Annotated in this window: 22 protein-coding genes, 2 riboswitches and 1 other annotated feature; of the genes, 10 read left to right on the top strand and 12 right to left on the bottom strand. The window is 38.4% G+C overall.

The annotated features are described in order from the left end of the window. Positions 1–112: 112 nt before the first annotated feature. Positions 113–214: riboswitch (purine riboswitch) on the bottom strand. Between the two features lie 79 nt (positions 215–293). The 7 genes from LCD34_RS18645 to LCD34_RS18615 all read right to left on the bottom strand — a co-directional run bounded on the left by LCD34_RS18645 (position 294) and on the right by LCD34_RS18615 (position 5583). Then, positions 294–494, bottom strand: a complete 201-nt coding sequence (locus LCD34_RS18645) for an NETI motif-containing protein (protein WP_008344299.1) — start codon at positions 492–494, stop codon at positions 294–296. Beyond that, positions 491–1045 (bottom strand): DUF2179 domain-containing protein, encoded by a 555-nt coding sequence (locus LCD34_RS18640; RefSeq protein WP_008344300.1) that lies wholly within the window; start codon positions 1043–1045, stop codon positions 491–493. Before LCD34_RS18640 ends, LCD34_RS18645 begins: the two co-directional genes overlap by 4 nt. A gap of 376 nt (positions 1046–1421) precedes the next feature. Beyond that, positions 1422–2219 carry a hypothetical protein gene (locus tag LCD34_RS18635; protein WP_065459938.1) on the bottom strand — a complete coding sequence of 266 codons (798 nt, stop codon included), beginning with the start codon at positions 2217–2219 and terminating at the stop codon, positions 1422–1424. A 217-nt stretch (positions 2220–2436) separates the two neighbouring features. Then, the gene (locus LCD34_RS18630; RefSeq protein ID WP_008344304.1) at positions 2437–2619 is read right to left on the bottom strand and encodes a YezD family protein; all 183 of its coding nucleotides are present in this window, start codon (positions 2617–2619) and stop codon (positions 2437–2439) included. A gap of 18 nt (positions 2620–2637) precedes the next feature. After that, positions 2638–2799: a hypothetical protein gene (locus LCD34_RS18625; RefSeq protein WP_008344307.1), complete on the bottom strand. Its 162-nt coding sequence runs from the start codon at positions 2797–2799 to the stop codon at positions 2638–2640. Between the two features lie 206 nt (positions 2800–3005). Further along, the gene (locus tag LCD34_RS18620) at positions 3006–4331 is read right to left on the bottom strand and encodes an NCS2 family permease (RefSeq protein ID WP_024719393.1); all 1326 of its coding nucleotides are present in this window, start codon (positions 4329–4331) and stop codon (positions 3006–3008) included. Positions 4332–4476: 145 nt separating this feature from the next. After that, positions 4477–4578, bottom strand: a riboswitch (purine riboswitch). Between the two features lie 126 nt (positions 4579–4704). Further along, positions 4705–5583 carry a LysR family transcriptional regulator gene (locus LCD34_RS18615; RefSeq protein WP_017366744.1) on the bottom strand — a complete coding sequence of 293 codons (879 nt, stop codon included), beginning with the start codon at positions 5581–5583 and terminating at the stop codon, positions 4705–4707. 100 nt (positions 5584–5683) lie between these two features. On the opposite strand from LCD34_RS18615, the gene LCD34_RS18610 reads away from it, so the two are divergent. Further along, entirely contained in the window at positions 5684–6865 is a 1182-nt protein-coding gene (locus LCD34_RS18610) for an MFS transporter (RefSeq protein ID WP_224559840.1), read from the top strand. Positions 6866–6883: 18 nt separating this feature from the next. Here the strand turns inward: LCD34_RS18610 and LCD34_RS18605 are convergent, their stop codons facing one another. Next, entirely contained in the window at positions 6884–8332 is a 1449-nt protein-coding gene (locus LCD34_RS18605) for a DUF4179 domain-containing protein (RefSeq protein WP_017366742.1), read from the bottom strand. Continuing rightward, positions 8301–8846, bottom strand: coding sequence for a sigma-70 family RNA polymerase sigma factor (locus LCD34_RS18600; protein ID WP_008344317.1), 546 nt, complete (start codon positions 8844–8846; stop codon positions 8301–8303). Before LCD34_RS18600 ends, LCD34_RS18605 begins: the two co-directional genes overlap by 32 nt. 179 nt (positions 8847–9025) lie before the next feature. On the opposite strand from LCD34_RS18600, the gene LCD34_RS18595 reads away from it, so the two are divergent. Then, positions 9026–9199 (top strand): hypothetical protein, encoded by a 174-nt coding sequence (locus LCD34_RS18595; protein WP_017366741.1) that lies wholly within the window; start codon positions 9026–9028, stop codon positions 9197–9199. A gap of 44 nt (positions 9200–9243) precedes the next feature. Here the strand turns inward: LCD34_RS18595 and LCD34_RS18590 are convergent, their stop codons facing one another. Next, entirely contained in the window at positions 9244–9813 is a 570-nt protein-coding gene (locus LCD34_RS18590) for a hypothetical protein (RefSeq protein WP_017366740.1), read from the bottom strand. 133 nt (positions 9814–9946) lie between these two features. Here LCD34_RS18590 and LCD34_RS18585 point away from each other — a divergent pair, with 133 nt between their 5' ends. From LCD34_RS18585 to LCD34_RS18565, 5 genes are all read left to right on the top strand, one after another. Further along, complete coding sequence (locus LCD34_RS18585) at positions 9947–10519, top strand: GNAT family N-acetyltransferase (RefSeq protein WP_017366739.1); 573 nt, start codon at positions 9947–9949, stop codon at positions 10517–10519. Positions 10520–10538: 19 nt separating this feature from the next. Further along, a complete protein-coding gene (locus LCD34_RS18580) occupies positions 10539–10991 on the top strand; it encodes a LytTR family DNA-binding domain-containing protein (protein ID WP_017366738.1) in 453 nt (150 codons plus the stop codon). Positions 10992–10996: 5 nt separating this feature from the next. Next, positions 10997–11407, top strand: coding sequence for a hypothetical protein (locus LCD34_RS18575; RefSeq protein ID WP_017366737.1), 411 nt, complete (start codon positions 10997–10999; stop codon positions 11405–11407). Positions 11408–11502: 95 nt separating this feature from the next. After that, positions 11503–12231 (top strand): CPBP family intramembrane glutamic endopeptidase, encoded by a 729-nt coding sequence (locus tag LCD34_RS18570; protein ID WP_017366736.1) that lies wholly within the window; start codon positions 11503–11505, stop codon positions 12229–12231. Between the two features lie 297 nt (positions 12232–12528). Beyond that, positions 12529–13137, top strand: coding sequence for a hypothetical protein (locus LCD34_RS18565; protein ID WP_224559839.1), 609 nt, complete (start codon positions 12529–12531; stop codon positions 13135–13137). Between the two features lie 118 nt (positions 13138–13255). Here LCD34_RS18565 and LCD34_RS18560 read toward each other — a convergent pair whose 3' ends face one another. Continuing rightward, positions 13256–13828, bottom strand: coding sequence for a GNAT family N-acetyltransferase (locus LCD34_RS18560; protein WP_224559838.1), 573 nt, complete (start codon positions 13826–13828; stop codon positions 13256–13258). A 13-nt stretch (positions 13829–13841) separates the two neighbouring features. Beyond that, positions 13842–14714: an AraC family transcriptional regulator gene (locus LCD34_RS18555; RefSeq protein ID WP_007496930.1), complete on the bottom strand. Its 873-nt coding sequence runs from the start codon at positions 14712–14714 to the stop codon at positions 13842–13844. A 409-nt stretch (positions 14715–15123) separates the two neighbouring features. Continuing rightward, positions 15124–15388, top strand: a binding site (T-box leader). Between the two features lie 55 nt (positions 15389–15443). Here LCD34_RS18555 and LCD34_RS18550 point away from each other — a divergent pair. From LCD34_RS18550 to LCD34_RS18540, 3 genes are read left to right on the top strand one after another with little or no spacing between them, the layout of a single operon-like run. Further along, positions 15444–17105, top strand: coding sequence for a 2-isopropylmalate synthase (locus tag LCD34_RS18550; protein ID WP_224559837.1), 1662 nt, complete (start codon positions 15444–15446; stop codon positions 17103–17105). Next, positions 17106–18215 carry a helix-turn-helix domain-containing protein gene (locus LCD34_RS18545; RefSeq protein ID WP_224559836.1) on the top strand — a complete coding sequence of 370 codons (1110 nt, stop codon included), beginning with the start codon at positions 17106–17108 and terminating at the stop codon, positions 18213–18215. It abuts the gene before it with no gap. After that, a complete protein-coding gene (locus LCD34_RS18540; protein WP_217816602.1) occupies positions 18197–18682 on the top strand; it encodes a YbaK/EbsC family protein in 486 nt (161 codons plus the stop codon). Before LCD34_RS18545 ends, LCD34_RS18540 begins: the two co-directional genes overlap by 19 nt. Positions 18683–18713 lie beyond the last annotated feature (31 nt).

The raw sequence follows: 18713 nt of genomic DNA, 5'->3' as shown, positions 1-18713 counted from the left end.
CCTAAGTAGCTTGTCAAACGCCGAACAAAAAGACCCGGTTTGTATTGCATTGTTAGGAAGCAACACAAACCGGGCCATGGTAAGCGCTGTTCGCTTTTAAAACGCCATGTCAGTTTTGTTCACTATCCTGCATAGTCCAGTCATTTACGGTAACTGGGTAGAAACTTATGGGCCATATTCCCAAGATTATATGAGGCTCGTGTTTTGATTTCATGTTTATCTTAACAACGGATGTTCATGATGTCAACGGATTTATCGAACAATCTATGAAGTCGTCGTTTTAATGTTCGGATTTAGAGTATTTTTCCCTCAAATACGATTTTTTTCCCAATCGGAATGATCTGAATCGACCCATTTTCCTTCTTTTCCTGAAAGATCGGTTCCTCCATTCGTCGGACAGGTGAGTAGCCTTCCTCCGCCATCTGGGACAACACTTGATCAATCGTCATGTTGTCTTCCACATAGAATTTCTTTTTCTTTGGTTTTGCGGTCATTCTTTAATTCTCCTTTTCTTCACAGCCTTCACCCAGAAGCCGCCATGAATCGTTTTGGGCTCATACGAAATGATAAACGCCTTTGAATCAAGCGTTTTAATCGTTTCATATAATTGCAGTTCATATTTTCTCGGTGTTAAAATTTGCATCGCTGACCGGTCTCCTTCAAGACCTCCTACTACCCAGTTGGTGACGCCATATCCTTTTTCTCTCAATTGTTTTGGGAGATCTAGATCGATTTCTTTTGTAATCACGTTCACAGTAATGTAGCCAAGTGCCAGCTTCTCTTCAATTTTCATCCCGACAATGATTCCAATCCCATAACCTAGCGCATACGCAATGACATTTTGTACTTGATCTAAGTTATCTAATACGATACTCAAACCAATGACATAAATCAGCATCTCGACAGTACCAGCAAAAGCGGCTGCATACCTTCTGCCTTTCATTGTTAAAATTAAACGCATAGTGGAAAAAGAGACATAAACAATGTTAATCACTAAAATAATCAAAACCATGGTGAACGCATTGGATAAAAGTTGTTGAAGCACGATTCGAACCCCCTGCACTAAAAATCAAATAAAGCACCCCATATTCTACTAGAGAACAAACCTTGATACAATCAAATTTGCGCGAGAAAAACACATATATCTTTCGACAACAAGGGGTGGTCTTTGTTACCAAGAGTTTACCCGTTTTTTCCTCTTCTCAACATGAAAAACCTCCTTTTTCAAAAGGAGGCTTTAGATGGTTGATAAAGGGCTAAAATGAACATTATTTTAACCCTTTGTCTTCTTTCAGCATGATAGAAACCTTTGAATTCTAAGAAGGACGAATACCAGCGTGAAGCGAATTTCACATTCGTGAGCACCGTCACGCAGGACTGTAGCCGATTGCAAAGATTTGTCTACACGCTGAAACGTGTTTTTATCCAAACCGAACTGGAACAAGTGATGGGATCAAATACTCTCCGACAATGCCCCATAAAAGGGCAATGATGACGAGCTCAATCAACAAAAAGACCCAGCCGGCATACATCAAGTCTCCCCGCACAGCTTCTTGATCTGATTGAATGGAGCGGAAGAGCACAATGGCAATCAGCTGAAGACCGAAAAACATCATGACGGATAAAATCACCGTTACATATGGAATATTCAGCATGGCAAATACAAGCCAAAGGATAGATAAAACCAAAACCGGCACAAGCACGGCACCGAACTTCATGATCACTTCTTTCAGCGATATGTTCCCTTTCAGCATGTACTTACCGAGCACCCAAACCGTCAGCATCATCAGTGTCAACAGAATGAGTGAAAAGACCGCTACCTTTAAAAAGGCGTCACCAAAAGAATAATGAATACCAAAACCTAATAAACGGGTCTTTGACGCCTTTAATTGAACGTAGTTGCCTAAAGCAAAAAACACACTGAACAACACAATTGAAATCCAGGCGTACTTCATGCGTAAAGTGTCCGCTTGATGGATCGCACGACTCGGTGATTTTAACATCGCAAACCCATATGAGCCATAGCGCTTAAACGCACCTCCTACACCTCTTGCAATGCGCTGAATGGCTGAACGCTCTTCATCAGCTGGCTTAGCCGTTCTTCCTCGTTTTGCAGCACTGCGGCTGAGGCGGGACTGCCTCGTTTCTTGATCTATTGATGGCTCTTCGTTTTCGTTTTTCGTTTCAGATGTGACCTGCTCTTGATCTTTCTCTAACATCCCATATCAACTCCTATCTCAGACAATCCGCACAGGCTCAAGTGACCTGTCCGAATGACTCCTATTAAAGTAGCGGAGTCTCTCTATTCAGTCAAGATTCCTTGACGTTCATACGAATAGACGGATAAAAGAATGAAGAGGTTTTAAATGGAGAGAAAATAAGACAAAACAAAAAAGCTGATGAGTGGATCAGCTTTTCATCATCTTTCATCACTTTTCATGAACGATAGCGCCCCTGCTTTGCTTTCTGAATCCGAAGATTCTCCTGGTGTGCGGGGAAACGAGTCTTTTCTGTCGTATCGACTTGTGTAATTTGTCCATTATGAATGGTGATCACCACCGACCCGTATTCAATCCCTTTTAAGGCAGATAAAATAAAATTCAGCTTTTGTTCATCCATCGCTCATCCCCCATCCCACTAATTTTGCTTGCGCTCTTTTAAATAGAGAACCTCATTTTCCAGCTCATGAATCGTATAATGCATGAGCGCTTCATGTTTTTCTTCATGCCCCCATAAAAGGAGCTGCTCAATCAATACCTGCTTTTTCCGCTCAATCACCTGCCTAAGCCAGCGTGACAAGTCATCCCCTCCCGTTATAATGAATGCAAGAAAAAAGGCACTCTGAACCCTTCTATAGAAAAAAGGAAATCAAAGCGCCTTTGGTGATCCAATCAGCGTATTATGTCTTTTCATCATAAACACATAATTCCTATAAGTCAACTATGTTTTTAAAATTTCCCTACAAAAAACAGCAGCCTCCATGAGCTGCTGTTTCAGACAAACCATTAATGATTTAAGAAAGCAAAATATAGAATAAAGATGACAAACAGTCCGTACATAATTGGATGCACTTCTTTTGCTTTTCCTTTAAAGATCATGGTGATCGGGTAGAAAATGAAACCAATCGCAATCCCTGTCGCAATACTATATGTCAGTGGCATCATAATCATGGTTAAGAAGGCCGGTACCGCAATTTCAAAACGATCCCATGCGATCTTTGCAAGAGGTGCTACCATCAGTGCACCGACAATGATTAAAGCAGGTGCCGTTACATTTGATGTCACGACAGATAATAGTGGCGAGAAGAACATCGCAAGTAAGAAGAAAATACCTGTCACGACGGCTGCAAACCCAGAGCGGGCACCCGCAGCAACACCTGAACTAGATTCAACATAAGACGTCGTCGTTGATGTACCAAGAACAGAACCGACGACGATAGAAGAAGAATCCGCCAGAAGCGCTCTTCCTGCACGAGGCAGCTCATTATTTTTCATTAAACCAGCCTGCGTTGCCACAGCCACAAGTGTACCAGCTGTATCAAAGAACCCAACGAATAGGAACGTTAAAATGACCACAAGCATTTGAATGGAGAAGATGTCTGGCAAGTGAATCAAGGCTTGACCAAAAGTTGGAGACAAGCTTGGAATGCTTCCTATAATTTGAGATGGAACTGGCACAAGACCAAAGATCATCCCAGCAATAGCTGTCACAAGCATCCCAATGAAGACACCTGCATTCACACGAAGAACCATTAAAATGACAGTCACAACGATCCCAAATACCGTCAACAATACAGGACCACTATGAATATTTCCAATCGAAACGAGCGTATTATCGTTATTGGCAATAATGCCAGATCCTTGAAGACCTACAAATGTAATGAACAAACCAATCCCTGCACCAACAGCCAGCTTCAGCTCACTCGGAATAGCATTGATGATTTTTTCACGAAAACCTGTTAAAGAAAGAGCAACGAAAATCAATCCTGAAACAAACACACCGGAAAGTGCTGCCTGCCATGAGATTCCCATACCAAGAACAACTGAGAAAGCGAAGAACGCATTCAGTCCCATACCTGGTGCAATTGCAATCGGGTACCTGGCGATCAATCCCATCAGGAAACAACCTGCCGCAGAAGCTAACGCCGTTGCAGTAAAGACAGCCCCCTGATCAATTCGTAATTTATCTGGAAAATCCGGTACTGCTACTAAAGCAAGTGTGATCGGATTGACAAACAAGATGTAAGCCATCGACAAAAATGTCGTTAAACCGCCGATGATCTCTCTGCGATAATTCGTACCTAACTCATCAAACTGAAAAAACTGTTTCAAAGCCAACTGACTCCCTTCATGTCCTTTTGCTTTAGTCTGCCCCATTCACAAGTCAAATAAAAAACGCCCCAACAGTTTTTGGGACGCTTGACTACAATGTGAATTCAGACCGTGACATCAAACAAGAACAATGCATGATTTATATCAAACGAGTGTGAATTGACGTAGTCAAGCCATTTACGGTAGCTTGGTAGAAACTTGCGGGCCATATCCCCGCGATTATACGACTTCTATCTATTTGATTTCTGTGTCTATTGTACCAACTTCATTTTTAAAACACAATACAAAAAGCGAACATTTTTCAAAGAAATGTCCGCTTCATTCGTCTTATTACACGAATTTGGAAAATCACATCTAGTTCTTTATACACCCATCACTGAATTCTGGCAAAAACCGTTTCTGCTACATCGAAAAATGCCTTCACAGCAGGAGAAGCTTGCGTGAGCGATGGACAGGCAAGCGCCACCTCACGATGATGCGATACATTCAGGTGACTGATCTGCACAAGTTGCTGCGTTTTCAGGAATAACTCAGGACCTATCGTCACACCAAGTCCTTCCCCAACCATGCGGGCAATGGTCGTACAATCATGCACTTCAAATAAAATAGACGGCTTGATTTGCGCCTCTGAAAAAATATCCTCTACATGGGATTGATACATGCCAGTTGGCATAATAAATGGTTCATCTGCTAATTCTTCCATGTCTACAATTGGCTGCTGCTCAAAACGATGATTTTCGTGATAGGCGACCACCATTTTATCTTTCATAAGTGGCAATAGATCAAACGATTCATCCGCTTTACCTTTTACAACAAACCCAACATCAATAATGCCAGAATCGAGCCACTCCAATATTTCTTCATATGTCCCCTCATAGAATTTAAATTCAATCTTTGGATGCTTTTTCTGATAGCTCACAAGCAGTTTTGGCAATAAACAAGCGGATGCACTGGCAAATGTTCCAATCCGAATCAAGCCAGATTCAATATTTTTGGTGAGCGCAATTTCCTGCTGAATTTTCTCTACTCGATTTAGCACTTCTCTTATATGCGGAAGAAGGGTTTCACCGGTGTCTGTCAGCGTAATGCCCTTTTTTCGGTCACGCACGAATAAAGACACACCCCACTCCGTCTCTAAACTTGCCACCGCATGACTCACGGCAGACTGTGTCATATTTAATGCTTCAGCTGCAGCTGTAAAACTGCCTAGCTCGACCACCTTAGCCATCGTCTCGAATCGAACAAAGCTCATGAGTATTCACTCATCCCTTTCATGAAAAACATCAATTTTACTTATGTTAGCACGGAATTTAAAATGAATACAACGTTTCAACATAAAGGAAGGGTTCAAAATGAAAAGTACATCTTATCCATTGCTTATATTTCTTTTAGCCGTCGGTTCTTTCGTCACAGGTACTTCAGAATTCGTCGTATCAGGCATACTGGACATCATTTCTGACGATCTGCACATCTCCATCCCTGTTGCTGGTCAGCTCATCACCATCTATTCTCTTTTTTATGCCGTGGGTGCCCTCTTTTTAGTCATGGCCACATCGAAATTGAATCGAAAAAAGGTTCTTTTATCGGCGATTTCCATGTTTATAGCAGGTAATGTGCTTGCCTTTTTTAGCCATCACTTTATGCTGCTCATGCTCTCGCGAGTCATCATGGCCATGAGTGGCGGCTTATATATTGTGCTCGCAACAAATTATGCAGCGCAGCTCGCCCCGCCAGAAAAAAAGGGGAGTGCGATGGCAACGGTGATCACTGGATTTACTGTTTCACTAGTACTCGGTGTACCGATTGGAACATTTTTAGCAGGATATGTAGATTGGCATGCCATTTTTCTCATCATTGCAATAGGGACCGCATGTCTCTTGTTTCTTCTGTATCGATTATTACCGCCTATGGAGGGACATTCCCATGTGCCATTCAAACAGCAAATGCAAATTCTTCAAGACCGTAGGGTGTTAAGCGGCTTAGCCACGACAGCCTTTTGGATCTTAGGTTACACGATGGTATTTGCTTACATTTCGCCATTATTGCGTCAAACATCCGGATTTACGCTTGAACTGACAAGCATTGCCTTGCTTGTCTTAGGCATCTCTGCTTTTATTGGCTCACGCTTTGGTGGATACGCTGTCGATCAATGGGGACCAAACCGAACCATTTCAATCAGCATCACGGTTCAGATGCTCATGCTCTTTGCATTATCCTTTACACAATTTTCGGTAGTTGGCGTCTTCATCACGCTCGCCATTTGGGGCACCGCCACATGGACAACAACACCAGCGAAGCAATTTTATCTCATCTCCCTAAAACCCGAAACATCTGAAACCGTGCTGAGCTTTAATACAGCGATTATGAATATCGGCATGATGCTCGGATCATCAATGGGTGGTCTGATTATTCAATATACAAATGTAACGAATTTAAGTTGGATCGGCGGGCTAGCCAGTTTTGTTGCGTTGATGTTGATTCGGTACTCGTTCAATCAGCTGGTTCAAAAGCAGACAAAAAGCGAACATGTGTAATCATGTTCGCTTTCTTATTTATTGACTAGCTTTTGATGTTTCTTTTTTGACTGGAATGGTTACCGTTATCGCCTTCTGTGGTGCCAACATATTCAGTTCTGACAAATCAAGGTAAAGCCCATATTCTTTAAAAGAAAAATGTTTTAATGATAAAGTTTCTAAATTCTTATCATCAAATTCAAAGGTGGATTGCATGGAAGCTGTCTTTAAATTCGTCATCTTCGCATGGTTCCCCTTCAAGTAATATCCGCTTTCATAGTCTGCTTGTGGATTGGGCCATGATTTCATCTTTTCAACATCGCCTAATCCAATGAATTCACCGATATTCTTCATCACATCCTCATCTAATTCTTTCTGGTCTACTCCAGTAAATTGATAATCAACAATCACAGAACGTCCTTTTTGCTCTATTTTATTGATTTTGATCCCAATTCCATGATGCTTTGTTTCGAACTGCACAGGCAGCTTTGTCTTGAGAGGAATGATGTGGCTGTATTCTCGTTCGATATCCACAGATGTGTCAAATGTCAATTCAGTCGCCTTTGGATTGATCGGCTGATTCAAAATGGTTAAATGATCGACTCTATTTTTTTTAGGAGAAAGTGGTTTTCTTCCTAACCTTGTTCCTAATTCTAACTCGTACTCATTCCCTAAATTATCCTTCATTCCATCTATACTGACTCTATCATCTTTGGCAAAACCATTGTAATCAATGGCATATTGAATAACAGAGCCATTCACTCCATTTTCTACCTTTACATTTCTTATTTGATAACGTCCATTTAAAATAGACACGTCTTTTTGTCCTGCTAATAGTGTGGTTTTTTGCTTCACTACAGGTAATTCAAAACGCCAATTCCCTACAATATCTCCAATTTTTGAAATGACGATTGGGGCTTTTTGACCTTGCTTAATTGTCTGTCCATTTGTATAGACTTCCATTTGCCCAACATATCGGCCATCCTTTAATTTTTTCAATCCCTGATTGTCGTAACTCGGTTGGAAAGTTTCATTTATATGATCTAAGTTGCTAACGATGAATGGTACAGAATCTTCCTTTGTATTCAAATTCTCCACAGTAAACGTATAAACAAGCCGCCCGGCATCATAGTACACACTGTTCACTTTCACAGTAACCCCTCTTGATTCAGCCCCCTCATTCACATGCTTCACCAACTCACTCTGAAAAAGAGACATTCCTACTTTATCATGAAACATCATATATAACTGTCCAACCAATGGTACTCGAGCCATCGCTGTATTAAGAGAAGGAAAAAGGAAGCCTGATGAAAAATAAAGAACGATTAGTACGATGGCAGAATATATTGGCGTTCTCCAATTCCATGTGAACCAACGTCTTTTCTTTTCCGCTTTCACATCTCCCATTGCTTGACGAATTGCAGAGGTCAATTCAACTTTTGGTACATCAATCTCTTCATAAAGCTTTTTCATTTCTTTTCGTTCCATCGACACTCTCCTCCTTCTCCAACGTTTGCTTTAATAACTTTCTTGCTCGATACAAATGAGTTTTGACCGTTCCTTCGGGCACACCCATCTGTTCAGAAATCATTGAAATCGAATAATCTTGAAAATAAAATAGCTGAATCACGAGCTGATATTGCTCATCTAACACATCTAGTGCATTTTTTAAATCGAGCTTGTCTTCCAAAAAATCATGTTGCTCAACGCTTTCATGATGCTGTTCAAACGGAACAACATCTTGCTGCTTTTTCTTCATCGCAAAAATCGTATGAATCAAGATCCTAGTCAGCCATGTAGAAAAATAGGCTGGTTCTTTTAATCCAGATAAATGTTTAAATGCTTTCATGACCGTCTCCTGAACAGCATCTAACGAATCCTCTTTATTTCTTGTGTAGAGAAAAGCCGTTTTATATAAACGCTCTTGATACATCAGCATTAATGTCTCAAATGCCGGGACATTCCCTTTTTTTGCTTTTTTAATTAGACGCACTTGCTTCATCTCATCCACACCTCCTACACCTGTTAGAGCACACTTTCTCACAAACGGTTTCAACAAACGGAAATTTCTTTTACTTAGCATATGTCGGACAAAAACAGAGAAAGTGAAGAATAGGCCGCAAAGATCGTATTGAACTTTTGATATAATGGAAGAAATATCTACAAAAAGGAGGATATTGATTGTTTCTATTTGAAGAACCTGCTTGTGCTAGCTGCCAAAAGAAAATAGAAGGTAACGAAGAAGTGTACGTTAAGCTGGTCTATCCAAAGAGAAAAGGAATGACAGAGGTGAAGGCTTGGCTGAGGAATGAAGGGGTTTTTTATTGTAAGGCATGTTATGAAAAAACAACATAAAGACGAGCACTTCAATAGAATGCTCGTTTTTACTTTCTACTATTTCACTCCCGCTTACTGCGAAGTTCAATGAGTGCTAGTGTCTCGTCATTGAAAAAGAACTCCAAAATGATGCCATTTGATTGATCTTGGTATTGTATACCTTTGCTATACCCTTCGACAAACCAAAGCTGCTTGAATTGATTTCCATACATTTGTATCACAGATGAATAATCTGCCCCAATTGTAACACCCTTAGATGTTTGAAAACTTTTTTGAGCTGACTGATTGTAAATAGATGTAACTCGATGATGTTGATCAACTGATACGACAAAATCTTGATTTTCTTTTTCCATATAGACCGTCTGTTTTTGATGAGAGAATTGAGAATTCTCAACAAACTGATGATCTCCCTTAAATGTTTGACCGATCTTAAAATGACCTATCGATTCATCTGTTAAAGTGATAGAGTGAAAATTAAAAAACATTGCTATCCAGACAACTAGTATGGCTCCACCTAAAACAGAACCTATTATCACTAACACCTTAGAACGAACGGCACCTTTTTTAAATAAATAAATCATTAAAGATACGGTGATCATCATGATACAAATCATGATCAGAAAAATGCCCATTTCTTTTATCCTCTTTTTTGTAAATTCGAATGTACATGATTACCCCAATAATAAATTCATATTATATCAGAGCATTCCACAAATTGTACCAATAAAGGTATAATTTAAATAAAATAAACTATAGGAGATACATATGACTAGACATAAACTGATATTACCACAATCATTTCCAACGATACCGACCGAAAGACTAATCTTAAAACAAGCGACGATCGCAGATGCCGAGGATATGCACGTCTACTTATCCAATGAAACCGTGTGTCGCTACATGGGCATTGATGCACATGAAACCATCGAAGACACAAAAGGAGAAATCAAATGGTATGACAATATCTTCAAAGAACAAACAGGCATCCGCTGGGGCATTTCTCTAAAAGAAAATCCAGCCATCATCGGCAGCTGCGGCTTTCTCAATCTAGAAAAACAGCACCTCCGTACGGAAATTGGCTATGAATTACACCACGATCATTGGAGAAAAGGCATCATGAAGGAAGCGATTACTGCGGTATTGCGATATGGATTTCAGGAGATGAATCTGAATCGGATTGAAGCGATTATTGATCCAGCAAATACGTCTTCTGTTCAATTATTAGAGAAGGTTGATTTTGTGAGAGAGGGTTTATTAAGAGAGTATGAATTGGGTCAAAAGGGATTCGATGATGTGTATATGTATTCAATTTTGAAGAGAGATTACGAAAAATCTTAAATAGACAGAGGAGAAACAAATGAAAACGGATATTCATTTCATCCAAAAGCCGCAACCAGAGTATGTTTCTTTTCATATTTATGAACTCAATCCGGCGGTTGAAAAACTTGTCCAGCAAGTGGAGCAGTCAGCCCCCTATTTCTTAGCACAAGAACCCACGAAAGAAAGAGTGAAAAAGGTCTATTATCACGACATTTTATATATAGAAAGCGTTGATAAAAGATCGTTCTTGTATACGTCAGATGGAGTGTTTCTCTTAAAGGAAAAGTTATTTGAACTTGAAAAACAGCTTGAAGCGCACGATTATGTCAGGATTTCAAAATCGATGATTCTAAATATAGATTCTATTGCCGCTATTTCTCCTAAAACAAGCGGTCGTTTTGAAGCAAAGCTTACAAATGAGGAAAAGGTGATGATTTCACGTTTTTATATCCAATCATTAAAAGAGAAACTTGGGTTACGAAGGAAGTGAACAGGATGAAACGTTATATCACAAATCTTTTGATCACATTTTGTATAATCTTTACTGCACTCGTATTGATTTACTGTTTCACGTTTGGAACGATGCCCATCTATATGTTACAAGCCATCATGTTCAATTCCTTTTTTTCAAGCGCCCTGACCTTCTTGCTATACCCAAAACAAACGTACAGCCATCAACGGATTCTTTTTCAACAAATTCTATATATCGTCCTTGTGATGTGTATGATTATAACAACCATCATTATTGTGAGCGGTGAAATCAGCCCCCTTTCGTTTATCGTGAATTTCCTTGTGGTCATGGCTTTATTCTTTGTGATCAAGTACCTATTGTATAAAAAAGATCAAGCAACCGCTGAGGAAATCAACGATCTTTTACAGCAGCGAAAGAAACGAACAACATTTTAAAGCGCATCTTAGGGCTAAAAATTGACATGTTAGGAAGATTTCATTGTGACTTCTGCATGATTCCTCTACTCTGACGTTAGAGGAGGAATCAACACATGAAACCAATCACAATCATTCGAAAATCAGTACTTCTACTGCTCTTTTCTTTAATCATCCCAACAAGTGCAGGTGTCTATTTATCCATCAAAGAAGTAACCGATCCGATGACCATCTATCTCATCAATGGCTGCGCCATGCTAGCTGGGTGTCTTTTACTTCTATTCATTATTCAAAAAAGTCGTTTTCACTTGAAAGAAATAGGCTTTCGAAAAGGCTCTCTCGGTATGTGGATATTTCCAATCCTTATCATCGAGACCGTTCCATTTATTGCTGGATTAAATAAGGATCTAACCCTTTCTTCCTTTCTAGCACTTTGTTTCTTCATGGTGTGTGTCGGTCTTTTTGAAGAAGGAATCTTTCGAGGCATTCTGTTTCAATATTTAAAACAAATTAACTTGAGCACTGCCATATGGGGCTCCGCCGTACTATTCGGCCTTGGTCATGCTGCGAATCTACTAAGCGGAAAAAGCCTCAGCTTAACCGTCGCACAAATCCTATTCTCCTTTTTATTTGGACTCGTCGCAGCCGAAATCGTTGCACTCACGAACAGCTTGCAATGGGTGATCTTATGGCATGCCGTTCATAATATTGTGGATCAAACCACAAATGGGCAAACGTCTGTGGGAATGCAAATGCTTTTGCTTTCGATTCAATGTGTCATTTTGCTTGTTATTGCGGTGGTGTTGTGGAGAAGATTAAGAATGAAAAAAGTGTTCAATAGATAATGAAAAGAGGAGGAAAGAATTGAAGGGGAACACATGGATAGAAGGCTGATTTGAAAAGTGTGAAGAACTTGAAATCAAGCCTTGGGAATGGGATTTTAAACAAAGTTATATCAAAGAGCCGATATCAGAAAACACGTCCCCTATCAGACTTATGTTAGAGTATAAGATTGGCAAACTAAAAGAAGTTGGAATCTCTAACAATACAGGGAAAACCGGTAGTAAAGCTGATTGCGATAAGAACCTTTTCGCATTTATAATGCTCTATGGGGTACAGGTAAAGTGATCCGTGGAGAAACAATGAATTCATTTATCACAACTTTTAACCATAGTATTTTGAAATCATCGTATTCCGTTGAGGAATTTGAAAAGATCGGAATATTAATAGATAAATCCCTTACAAAGCAATATGCAAAATTAACTTCTAATGATTTCAATAAAATCGATTGGATTGCTGACAGAATGGAGGAGTTCAAAAAATTCGCTACTTCCACTCACAGCATTGGGAATTTCACTGTATTACCACATTGGATGAATTCAGGCCGCTATTTATTTTCTCAAGATTATTGGGATGTTACGATGTATTCACTATTTGAATTCTTTCAACCATTAGGCTGTTGGAAACAGTTCGTCGAACGATATTTCCTTCAACCTTATGTGAACGATGATGAGGAATGGACAGTGAGTGAATTTTGGGAAGGTCATTTTGCAGGGATCGGAAATTACAATCAATTAAAACCTCAAAATGAACAAGAATTAAGTGAGTACCTACATAAAGTCAATATTAGGATTGAAGAACGAGGCAAATGGATGATCAAAAAAGTCTGTGAAGAATTGAAGTTGCAACACTTCACATTCTATGATGAACTAAAAGATAGACAAATTCGATTTTCCAACGAATTGAATTAACCATAATGAGCGAGCTCAGTGTTCGCTTTTTTATTTTCTAAAAGGGTTCCGATAAAAGAAAAATGAGATCATAAAAAGCTGATATCTTAAACGCTATATCAGCATCATGTTATCAAGCTTATTCACTCATGTAATCCTCTTTCAGCATGCTGTATATTTCTACATCAACAACTCCTTTGCCAGACCATAAAACAGCTTGTCTAAGCAGCCCTTCTTTGATAAAACCATTTTTCAATAGGACTTTTTTTGATACCTCATTTGCTGGCATGACTTCCGCTTGAATTCTATTGATATCAATCTCTTCAAACAGAAATTTCACTAGTGTAGAGACAGCTTCTGTTGCGATGCCTTTTCCCCAATGTTCCTCTGCAAAGAAATAACCAATCGTCACCGCATTCACTTTTTGATTGATCTCCATTGTTTCGATGATACCAACTAGCGTATGAGGATTATCCTTTTGAAAGATTCCCCATTTCACTCTGCTTTTCTTCGTATAATCTCGTTCAAAATGTCCAATCATTTTTTTTACCGTTTGGAGATTATGTTTGGGAATGATCCCACAATACTGAAAGACTGTGTCATTGTCGTAAATTGAAAATAACTCTGGCAAATGACGCTCTTCCACCCTTTTTAACAATAGATTCTTTGACGCAACTACAGGAAAAGTACCAAAAAGACTTTCTATTTTCATCTCTTAATCCCCCTTATTCCTCGATAGGAATATAGATTTTCATTTTGATATCGTTCGGGCCATTCGAATGTAAGACATCTGTTATTTCAAAATCTGGTCCACTCGTTCTTTCATAATTAGAATTTGGGAGCCAGCTACCATAGATATATCTTCTAGTGTTTTGCACCATTTCATGAGAGCCACTCACTTTAAATTCTGCATATCTCCCCTCAGGAATCACTATTTTTACAAACCCTTCATTTAAATCTATATCGGATTCCTCCACTTCTTCCCCTACCACAAACGAAAAACGGCCATCATCATGAAAGGAAGTAGATACACCATAAGCCATATGAGGTGCTTTTCTCTTTGGAATCTGTTGATAATACTCCTTTTTTCCAAAATCCATATAAAACAAAGGAATGTCCGTGAAATATTCCTCACTTTGAAGATTCGTTTGATACTCGTAACCAATAATATAAAATTTGTTTAATTGAGTCATGACAGGTTTATTCATATTGAATTCACTGTCTAACTTAGATTGATACGCTAAAAAATCCATTTTGTTTTGTTTCTTTAACACCATTTCCTCTTTTCGAAACCTGCCTGGTGTCACCCCAAAGAATTGTAAAAAAGCACGGGCAAACGCTTCTTGAGAACCATACTGGAACGCAATCGCTATGTGTAAAATATTCTGATTTGTTTCTTTCAGTAACCTAGCAGCTTCAGAGAGCCTTCTATTTCTGATATACTCTTGCACAGAAAAACCTGTAATGGCTTGAAACAGTCGCTGAAAATGAAACGCTGAAAAGCAGGATTTCGAGGAAATATCCTTTATACTTATATTGTTTTGAAGATTCTCCTCAATAAACTCAATCGAAAGCTGTATTCTCTCATAGTAATCCATTGTTTCTCCCTCCTCTACTTTTATTTTATTACTTCCCTCCTCTTACTTTTTGATCATTTGTGCTATTTTTAAATAACCTTCCACAAAATAATCATTCAATTTCCATAGCACAAAAAGTCAAGTTTCTTAAAAATGATTTCCGTTATATTAAACTCGTAAGGTAAAGATGTGCTCGATTGTCCTATCAAGAATATGAGAAAACGATTCAAGGACCATTAACATCTGAAAGATAAATTACCGCTTCAAACTCTAGCAAAAAACGCTAGTTATTCTACCATTAAAACAGAAGTAAAATAAAATTAAAAATGAAGACAAGACACCCATAGGACAAAAAAAATCAATTAAAAAAGATATCCCTACCACTATCTCTTTTTTGTCATCTTGGTATAATAGAAAAAATCAGAAAAATGAGAATGCGATGATAAGGAATAGTACTTGCCGAAATGTTGTCAGAAAGTTGCTGGTTGATGAGAAGCAATAACATAAAGGTAGGGAACTCACCTTAGAGTAGCCTTAGTGAAATGAAAAGGATTGATGTAGTTAAGGTCGGCACCCCACCGTTATACGGGAAGGATATAAGATATAACAATCTGTATCCGAATAAGGGCATGATAATGTAAAGTTATCATGAAACAGGGGTGGTACCGCGTAAGAAGAAGTCTTTCGTCTCCAAGTTCAATCTTGGAGATGATAGGCTTTTTTTATTTCCATTTACAGGAGGAATCGATGATGTTTAACCACAAAAAATACGAAAAGAAATACTTTTTGCCACCGAACCTTACTTATGATTGGGTGAAGAAAGAAACATTAGAACGTGCTCCGATATGGTGCAGTGTGGACTTACGGGATGGAAATCAAGCATTACCTATTCCTATGAACTTAGAAGAGAAATTGGACATGTTTCAGCTACTAGTAGAGATCGGTTTTAAAGAAATTGAAATCGCATTTCCAGCTGCTAATGATACGGAGTTTAAGCTATTACGGACACTGATTGATCGTCATATGATTCCAGACGATGTCACGATTATGGTGATCACGCAAGCGAGAGAGCATATTATCCGCCGAACCTTCGAAGCCATTAAGGGGGTACCGAAAGCGATTGTTCATTTATATAATTCGACGTCAGAAGCGCAGCGCAGACAAGTATTTAAGAAAACAAAAGATGAAATTAAACAAATTGCCATTGATGGCGCTATTTTAGTAAAAGAACTGGCCGAAAAAACAGAAAGTGATATTTATTTTCAATATAGTCCTGAAAGCTTTCCAGGAACAGAAGTGGATTACGTGTTAGATATTTGTAATAGTGTTTTAGATATTTGGAAACCGACACCACATCACAAAGCGATCATCAATATTCCGACAACAGTTGAATATTCAATGCCTCATATCTTTGCAAGTCAGATTGAGTATATACACAAAAATCTGTCTTACCGAGACAGTGTGACATTATCTGTTCACCCTCATAATGACCGCGGGTCTGGGGTGAGTGATGCAGAATTTGGTGTGCTAGCTGGCGCAGAAAGAGTCGAAGGGACATTATTTGGTATCGGTGAACGTACAGGGAACGTAGACTTGATTACCTTGGCGATGAATATGTATTCACAAGGCTATGATCCACAATTGAATTTCAATAACCTAGAAGCGATTCGTAAAAAATATGAAAAACTAACAAAAATCACTGTTCATGAGAGACAGCCATATTCTGGTGAGATGGTTTTCACCGCATTCTCTGGGTCACATCAAGATGCGATATCTAAAGGTATGAAATATAGAAAGGAACATCATGTTGATAAATGGGACGTTCCGTATATCCCAGTTGATCCAGTTGACTTGGGGAGGAATTATCAAACGGATGTAATTCGAATCAATAGCCAGTCTGGAAAAGGCGGCATAGGCTATATCCTAGAAACAAATTATGGCATTCAACTTCCTTATCAAATGAATGAAGCCATGGGATATGCAGCGAAGAAAGTATCTGATCAGACAAATAGGGAATTGTCTGTCGAAGAAATATATCATGTTTTTAAAGAGCAGTATGTTGATTTTCACCCTCATTTCCAGCTGCTTGATTATCAATTTCATAAAGGAGAGAAGCAAGAAGTCACCTTAACTTTGCTGAGAGATCATCAACAAATAGACATACAAGGAACTGGCACTGGAAGTTTAGATGCAATCAGTAATGCGTTAAAAGCACATTTTCATCTCGAGTATGATTTGGAAGTCTATGAACAGAATTCTTTGGGCAAGGATTCTCAAGCAAAAGCCTGTGCACAGATTGGTATTTCATATCAAGGAAAAATGCATTGGGGTGCCGGAATTGATAAAGATATTATAGAAGCAACAGTGAAGGCCCTGGTGGTTGCAGTAAATAAACTAGAGGTTTGGATGTAGATGGAAACAGATACACTTGAAAAACATGAAGCGATGCAATATTTAAGAGAGTACAACGAACAAGAAATCTTTTATCAACAATACCAACAGAAAAAGCATGACAATCAATCATTGCAATTACTTTTGAAGGATTATGATCATAACAATTTCATCCAAAAGCAAATATATATAGAAGAATTTTTGCTAAGAGGGCAGAACGAATTTGAAAAAGAGGATACCATGTGGTTAGGTCAGGAAAAAGATATAGAAGTGAGAAAGTATAGCCGTTTTATGCCTCAATTGTCGGCTATCCATGATTTCTTTGAGATGATCTATGTTCTGGAAAATGAGATGTATGTAGAAGTGGAAGATAAAAAAATCGCTTTAAAATCAGGAGATATTGCCTTTATTCCACCTGACACAATACACAAGCCACTTGTAATGGAGAATACAATCGCAATCCAAATCATGATCCGCAAAAGTACTTTTCAAAAAGTGTTTTTTAAAATGTTAAAAGGAAATCATGTCATTTCTGAGTTCTTTTTGAATGCATTGTATATAAAAGAAAATAAACATATTCTTATTTTCCATAGTCACATGGATAAAAATTTGCTAGACTGCTCTCTTCAACTATTTATAGAAAATCACAATCGATTTCCTAGTTACCAGTTGATTATGAATAATTTGTTTGAGATATTATTATGTCTCTTATTAAGATTCAAACCAAATCATATGAACGTCATTCAGGTCAAACCATATAGTGATATACGTATGATTCAAATGCTTCAATATATTCAGCAATGTTGTGAGCATATAACACTCCAAAAGATGGCAGAGAAATTCAACCTTTCACAATCTTATCTGTCTAGATATATAGCTCGTACACTCGGCAAATCATTTCGTGAAATTCGACAAGAAATAAGATTGGAAAAAGCCTGCGAAATGCTAACCGGTAGTAATTTACAAGTGGATCATATTTCGGGAGCCGTTGGTTATCAAAATGTAGAGCATTTCATTCGTTTATTTAAGAAAAAGTATCGCCTAACACCACATCAATATCGTTTAAATAATAGATCATGTCAAATCAATACGAATAAAAAGGAGAAATCATCATGTCAATCAAGCAAGTAAAAGATTATTTTAAACAATATGAAATGGATACTCGAATTAAGGAATTTTCAGTATCTAGTGCAACCGTAGACTTGGCTGCTTCTGCATTGGGCTGCGAACCTGAAAGAATCGCAAAAACACTCTCCTTTCTAGTAAATGGACAAGCTATTTTAGTTGTGACCTCTGGCGATGCAAAGGTTGATAACAAAAAATTCAAGGAATATTTTAAAACAAAAGCGAAAATGCTGCCTCCTCATGAGGTCGTTGACTTGATCGGTCATGAAATTGGCGGAGTATGTCCTTTTGCTATAAAGAATGGCGTTTCTGTTTATTTAGATATGTCACTCAAACGTTTTGAGACAGTCTATCCAGCCTGCGGGAGCAGTAACAGTGCTATTGAACTAACAATCAAACAATTAGAAAAACACTCTGGTTATACACAATGGATTGATGTGTGTAAGGGATGGAATGATGAATTCACACATTAAAACGAAAGGAAAGAATTAAAATAAAAAGAGC

It is taken from the genome of Bacillus sp. RAR_M1_44 (assembly GCF_020165935.1).
GTDB lineage: Bacteria > Bacillota > Bacilli > Bacillales > Bacillaceae > Bacillus > Bacillus altitudinis.
The sequence above is the reverse complement of the archived record's forward strand: the minus strand, read 5'-3'. Positions and strand labels throughout refer to the sequence as shown.

What these genes read in the sequence shown, in the direction of transcription:
- LCD34_RS18545 (WP_224559836.1), top strand. Translation starts at nt 17,106, where the DNA reads ATGGAAACAGATACACTTGAAAAACATGAAGCGATGCAATATTTAAGA.
- LCD34_RS18590 (WP_017366740.1), bottom strand. Translation starts at nt 9,813, where the DNA reads ATGGGCATTTTTCTGATCATGATTTGTATCATGATGATCACCGTATCT.
- LCD34_RS18645 (WP_008344299.1), bottom strand. Translation starts at nt 494, where the DNA reads ATGACCGCAAAACCAAAGAAAAAGAAATTCTATGTGGAAGACAACATG.
- LCD34_RS18555 (WP_007496930.1), bottom strand. Translation starts at nt 14,714, where the DNA reads ATGGATTACTATGAGAGAATACAGCTTTCGATTGAGTTTATTGAGGAG.
- LCD34_RS18570 (WP_017366736.1), top strand. Translation starts at nt 11,503, where the DNA reads ATGAAACCAATCACAATCATTCGAAAATCAGTACTTCTACTGCTCTTT.
- LCD34_RS18540 (WP_217816602.1), top strand. Translation starts at nt 18,197, where the DNA reads ATGTCAATCAAGCAAGTAAAAGATTATTTTAAACAATATGAAATGGAT.
- LCD34_RS18565 (WP_224559839.1), top strand. Translation starts at nt 12,529, where the DNA reads ATGAATTCATTTATCACAACTTTTAACCATAGTATTTTGAAATCATCG.
- LCD34_RS18585 (WP_017366739.1), top strand. Translation starts at nt 9,947, where the DNA reads ATGACTAGACATAAACTGATATTACCACAATCATTTCCAACGATACCG.
- LCD34_RS18550 (WP_224559837.1), top strand. Translation starts at nt 15,444, where the DNA reads ATGTTTAACCACAAAAAATACGAAAAGAAATACTTTTTGCCACCGAAC.
- LCD34_RS18635 (WP_065459938.1), bottom strand. Translation starts at nt 2,219, where the DNA reads ATGTTAGAGAAAGATCAAGAGCAGGTCACATCTGAAACGAAAAACGAA.
- LCD34_RS18605 (WP_017366742.1), bottom strand. Translation starts at nt 8,332, where the DNA reads ATGGAACGAAAAGAAATGAAAAAGCTTTATGAAGAGATTGATGTACCA.
- LCD34_RS18630 (WP_008344304.1), bottom strand. Translation starts at nt 2,619, where the DNA reads ATGGATGAACAAAAGCTGAATTTTATTTTATCTGCCTTAAAAGGGATT.
- LCD34_RS18560 (WP_224559838.1), bottom strand. Translation starts at nt 13,828, where the DNA reads ATGAAAATAGAAAGTCTTTTTGGTACTTTTCCTGTAGTTGCGTCAAAG.
- LCD34_RS18575 (WP_017366737.1), top strand. Translation starts at nt 10,997, where the DNA reads ATGAAACGTTATATCACAAATCTTTTGATCACATTTTGTATAATCTTT.
- LCD34_RS18610 (WP_224559840.1), top strand. Translation starts at nt 5,684, where the DNA reads ATGAAAAGTACATCTTATCCATTGCTTATATTTCTTTTAGCCGTCGGT.
- LCD34_RS18615 (WP_017366744.1), bottom strand. Translation starts at nt 5,583, where the DNA reads ATGAGCTTTGTTCGATTCGAGACGATGGCTAAGGTGGTCGAGCTAGGC.
- LCD34_RS18580 (WP_017366738.1), top strand. Translation starts at nt 10,539, where the DNA reads ATGAAAACGGATATTCATTTCATCCAAAAGCCGCAACCAGAGTATGTT.
- LCD34_RS18600 (WP_008344317.1), bottom strand. Translation starts at nt 8,846, where the DNA reads ATGAAGCAAGTGCGTCTAATTAAAAAAGCAAAAAAAGGGAATGTCCCG.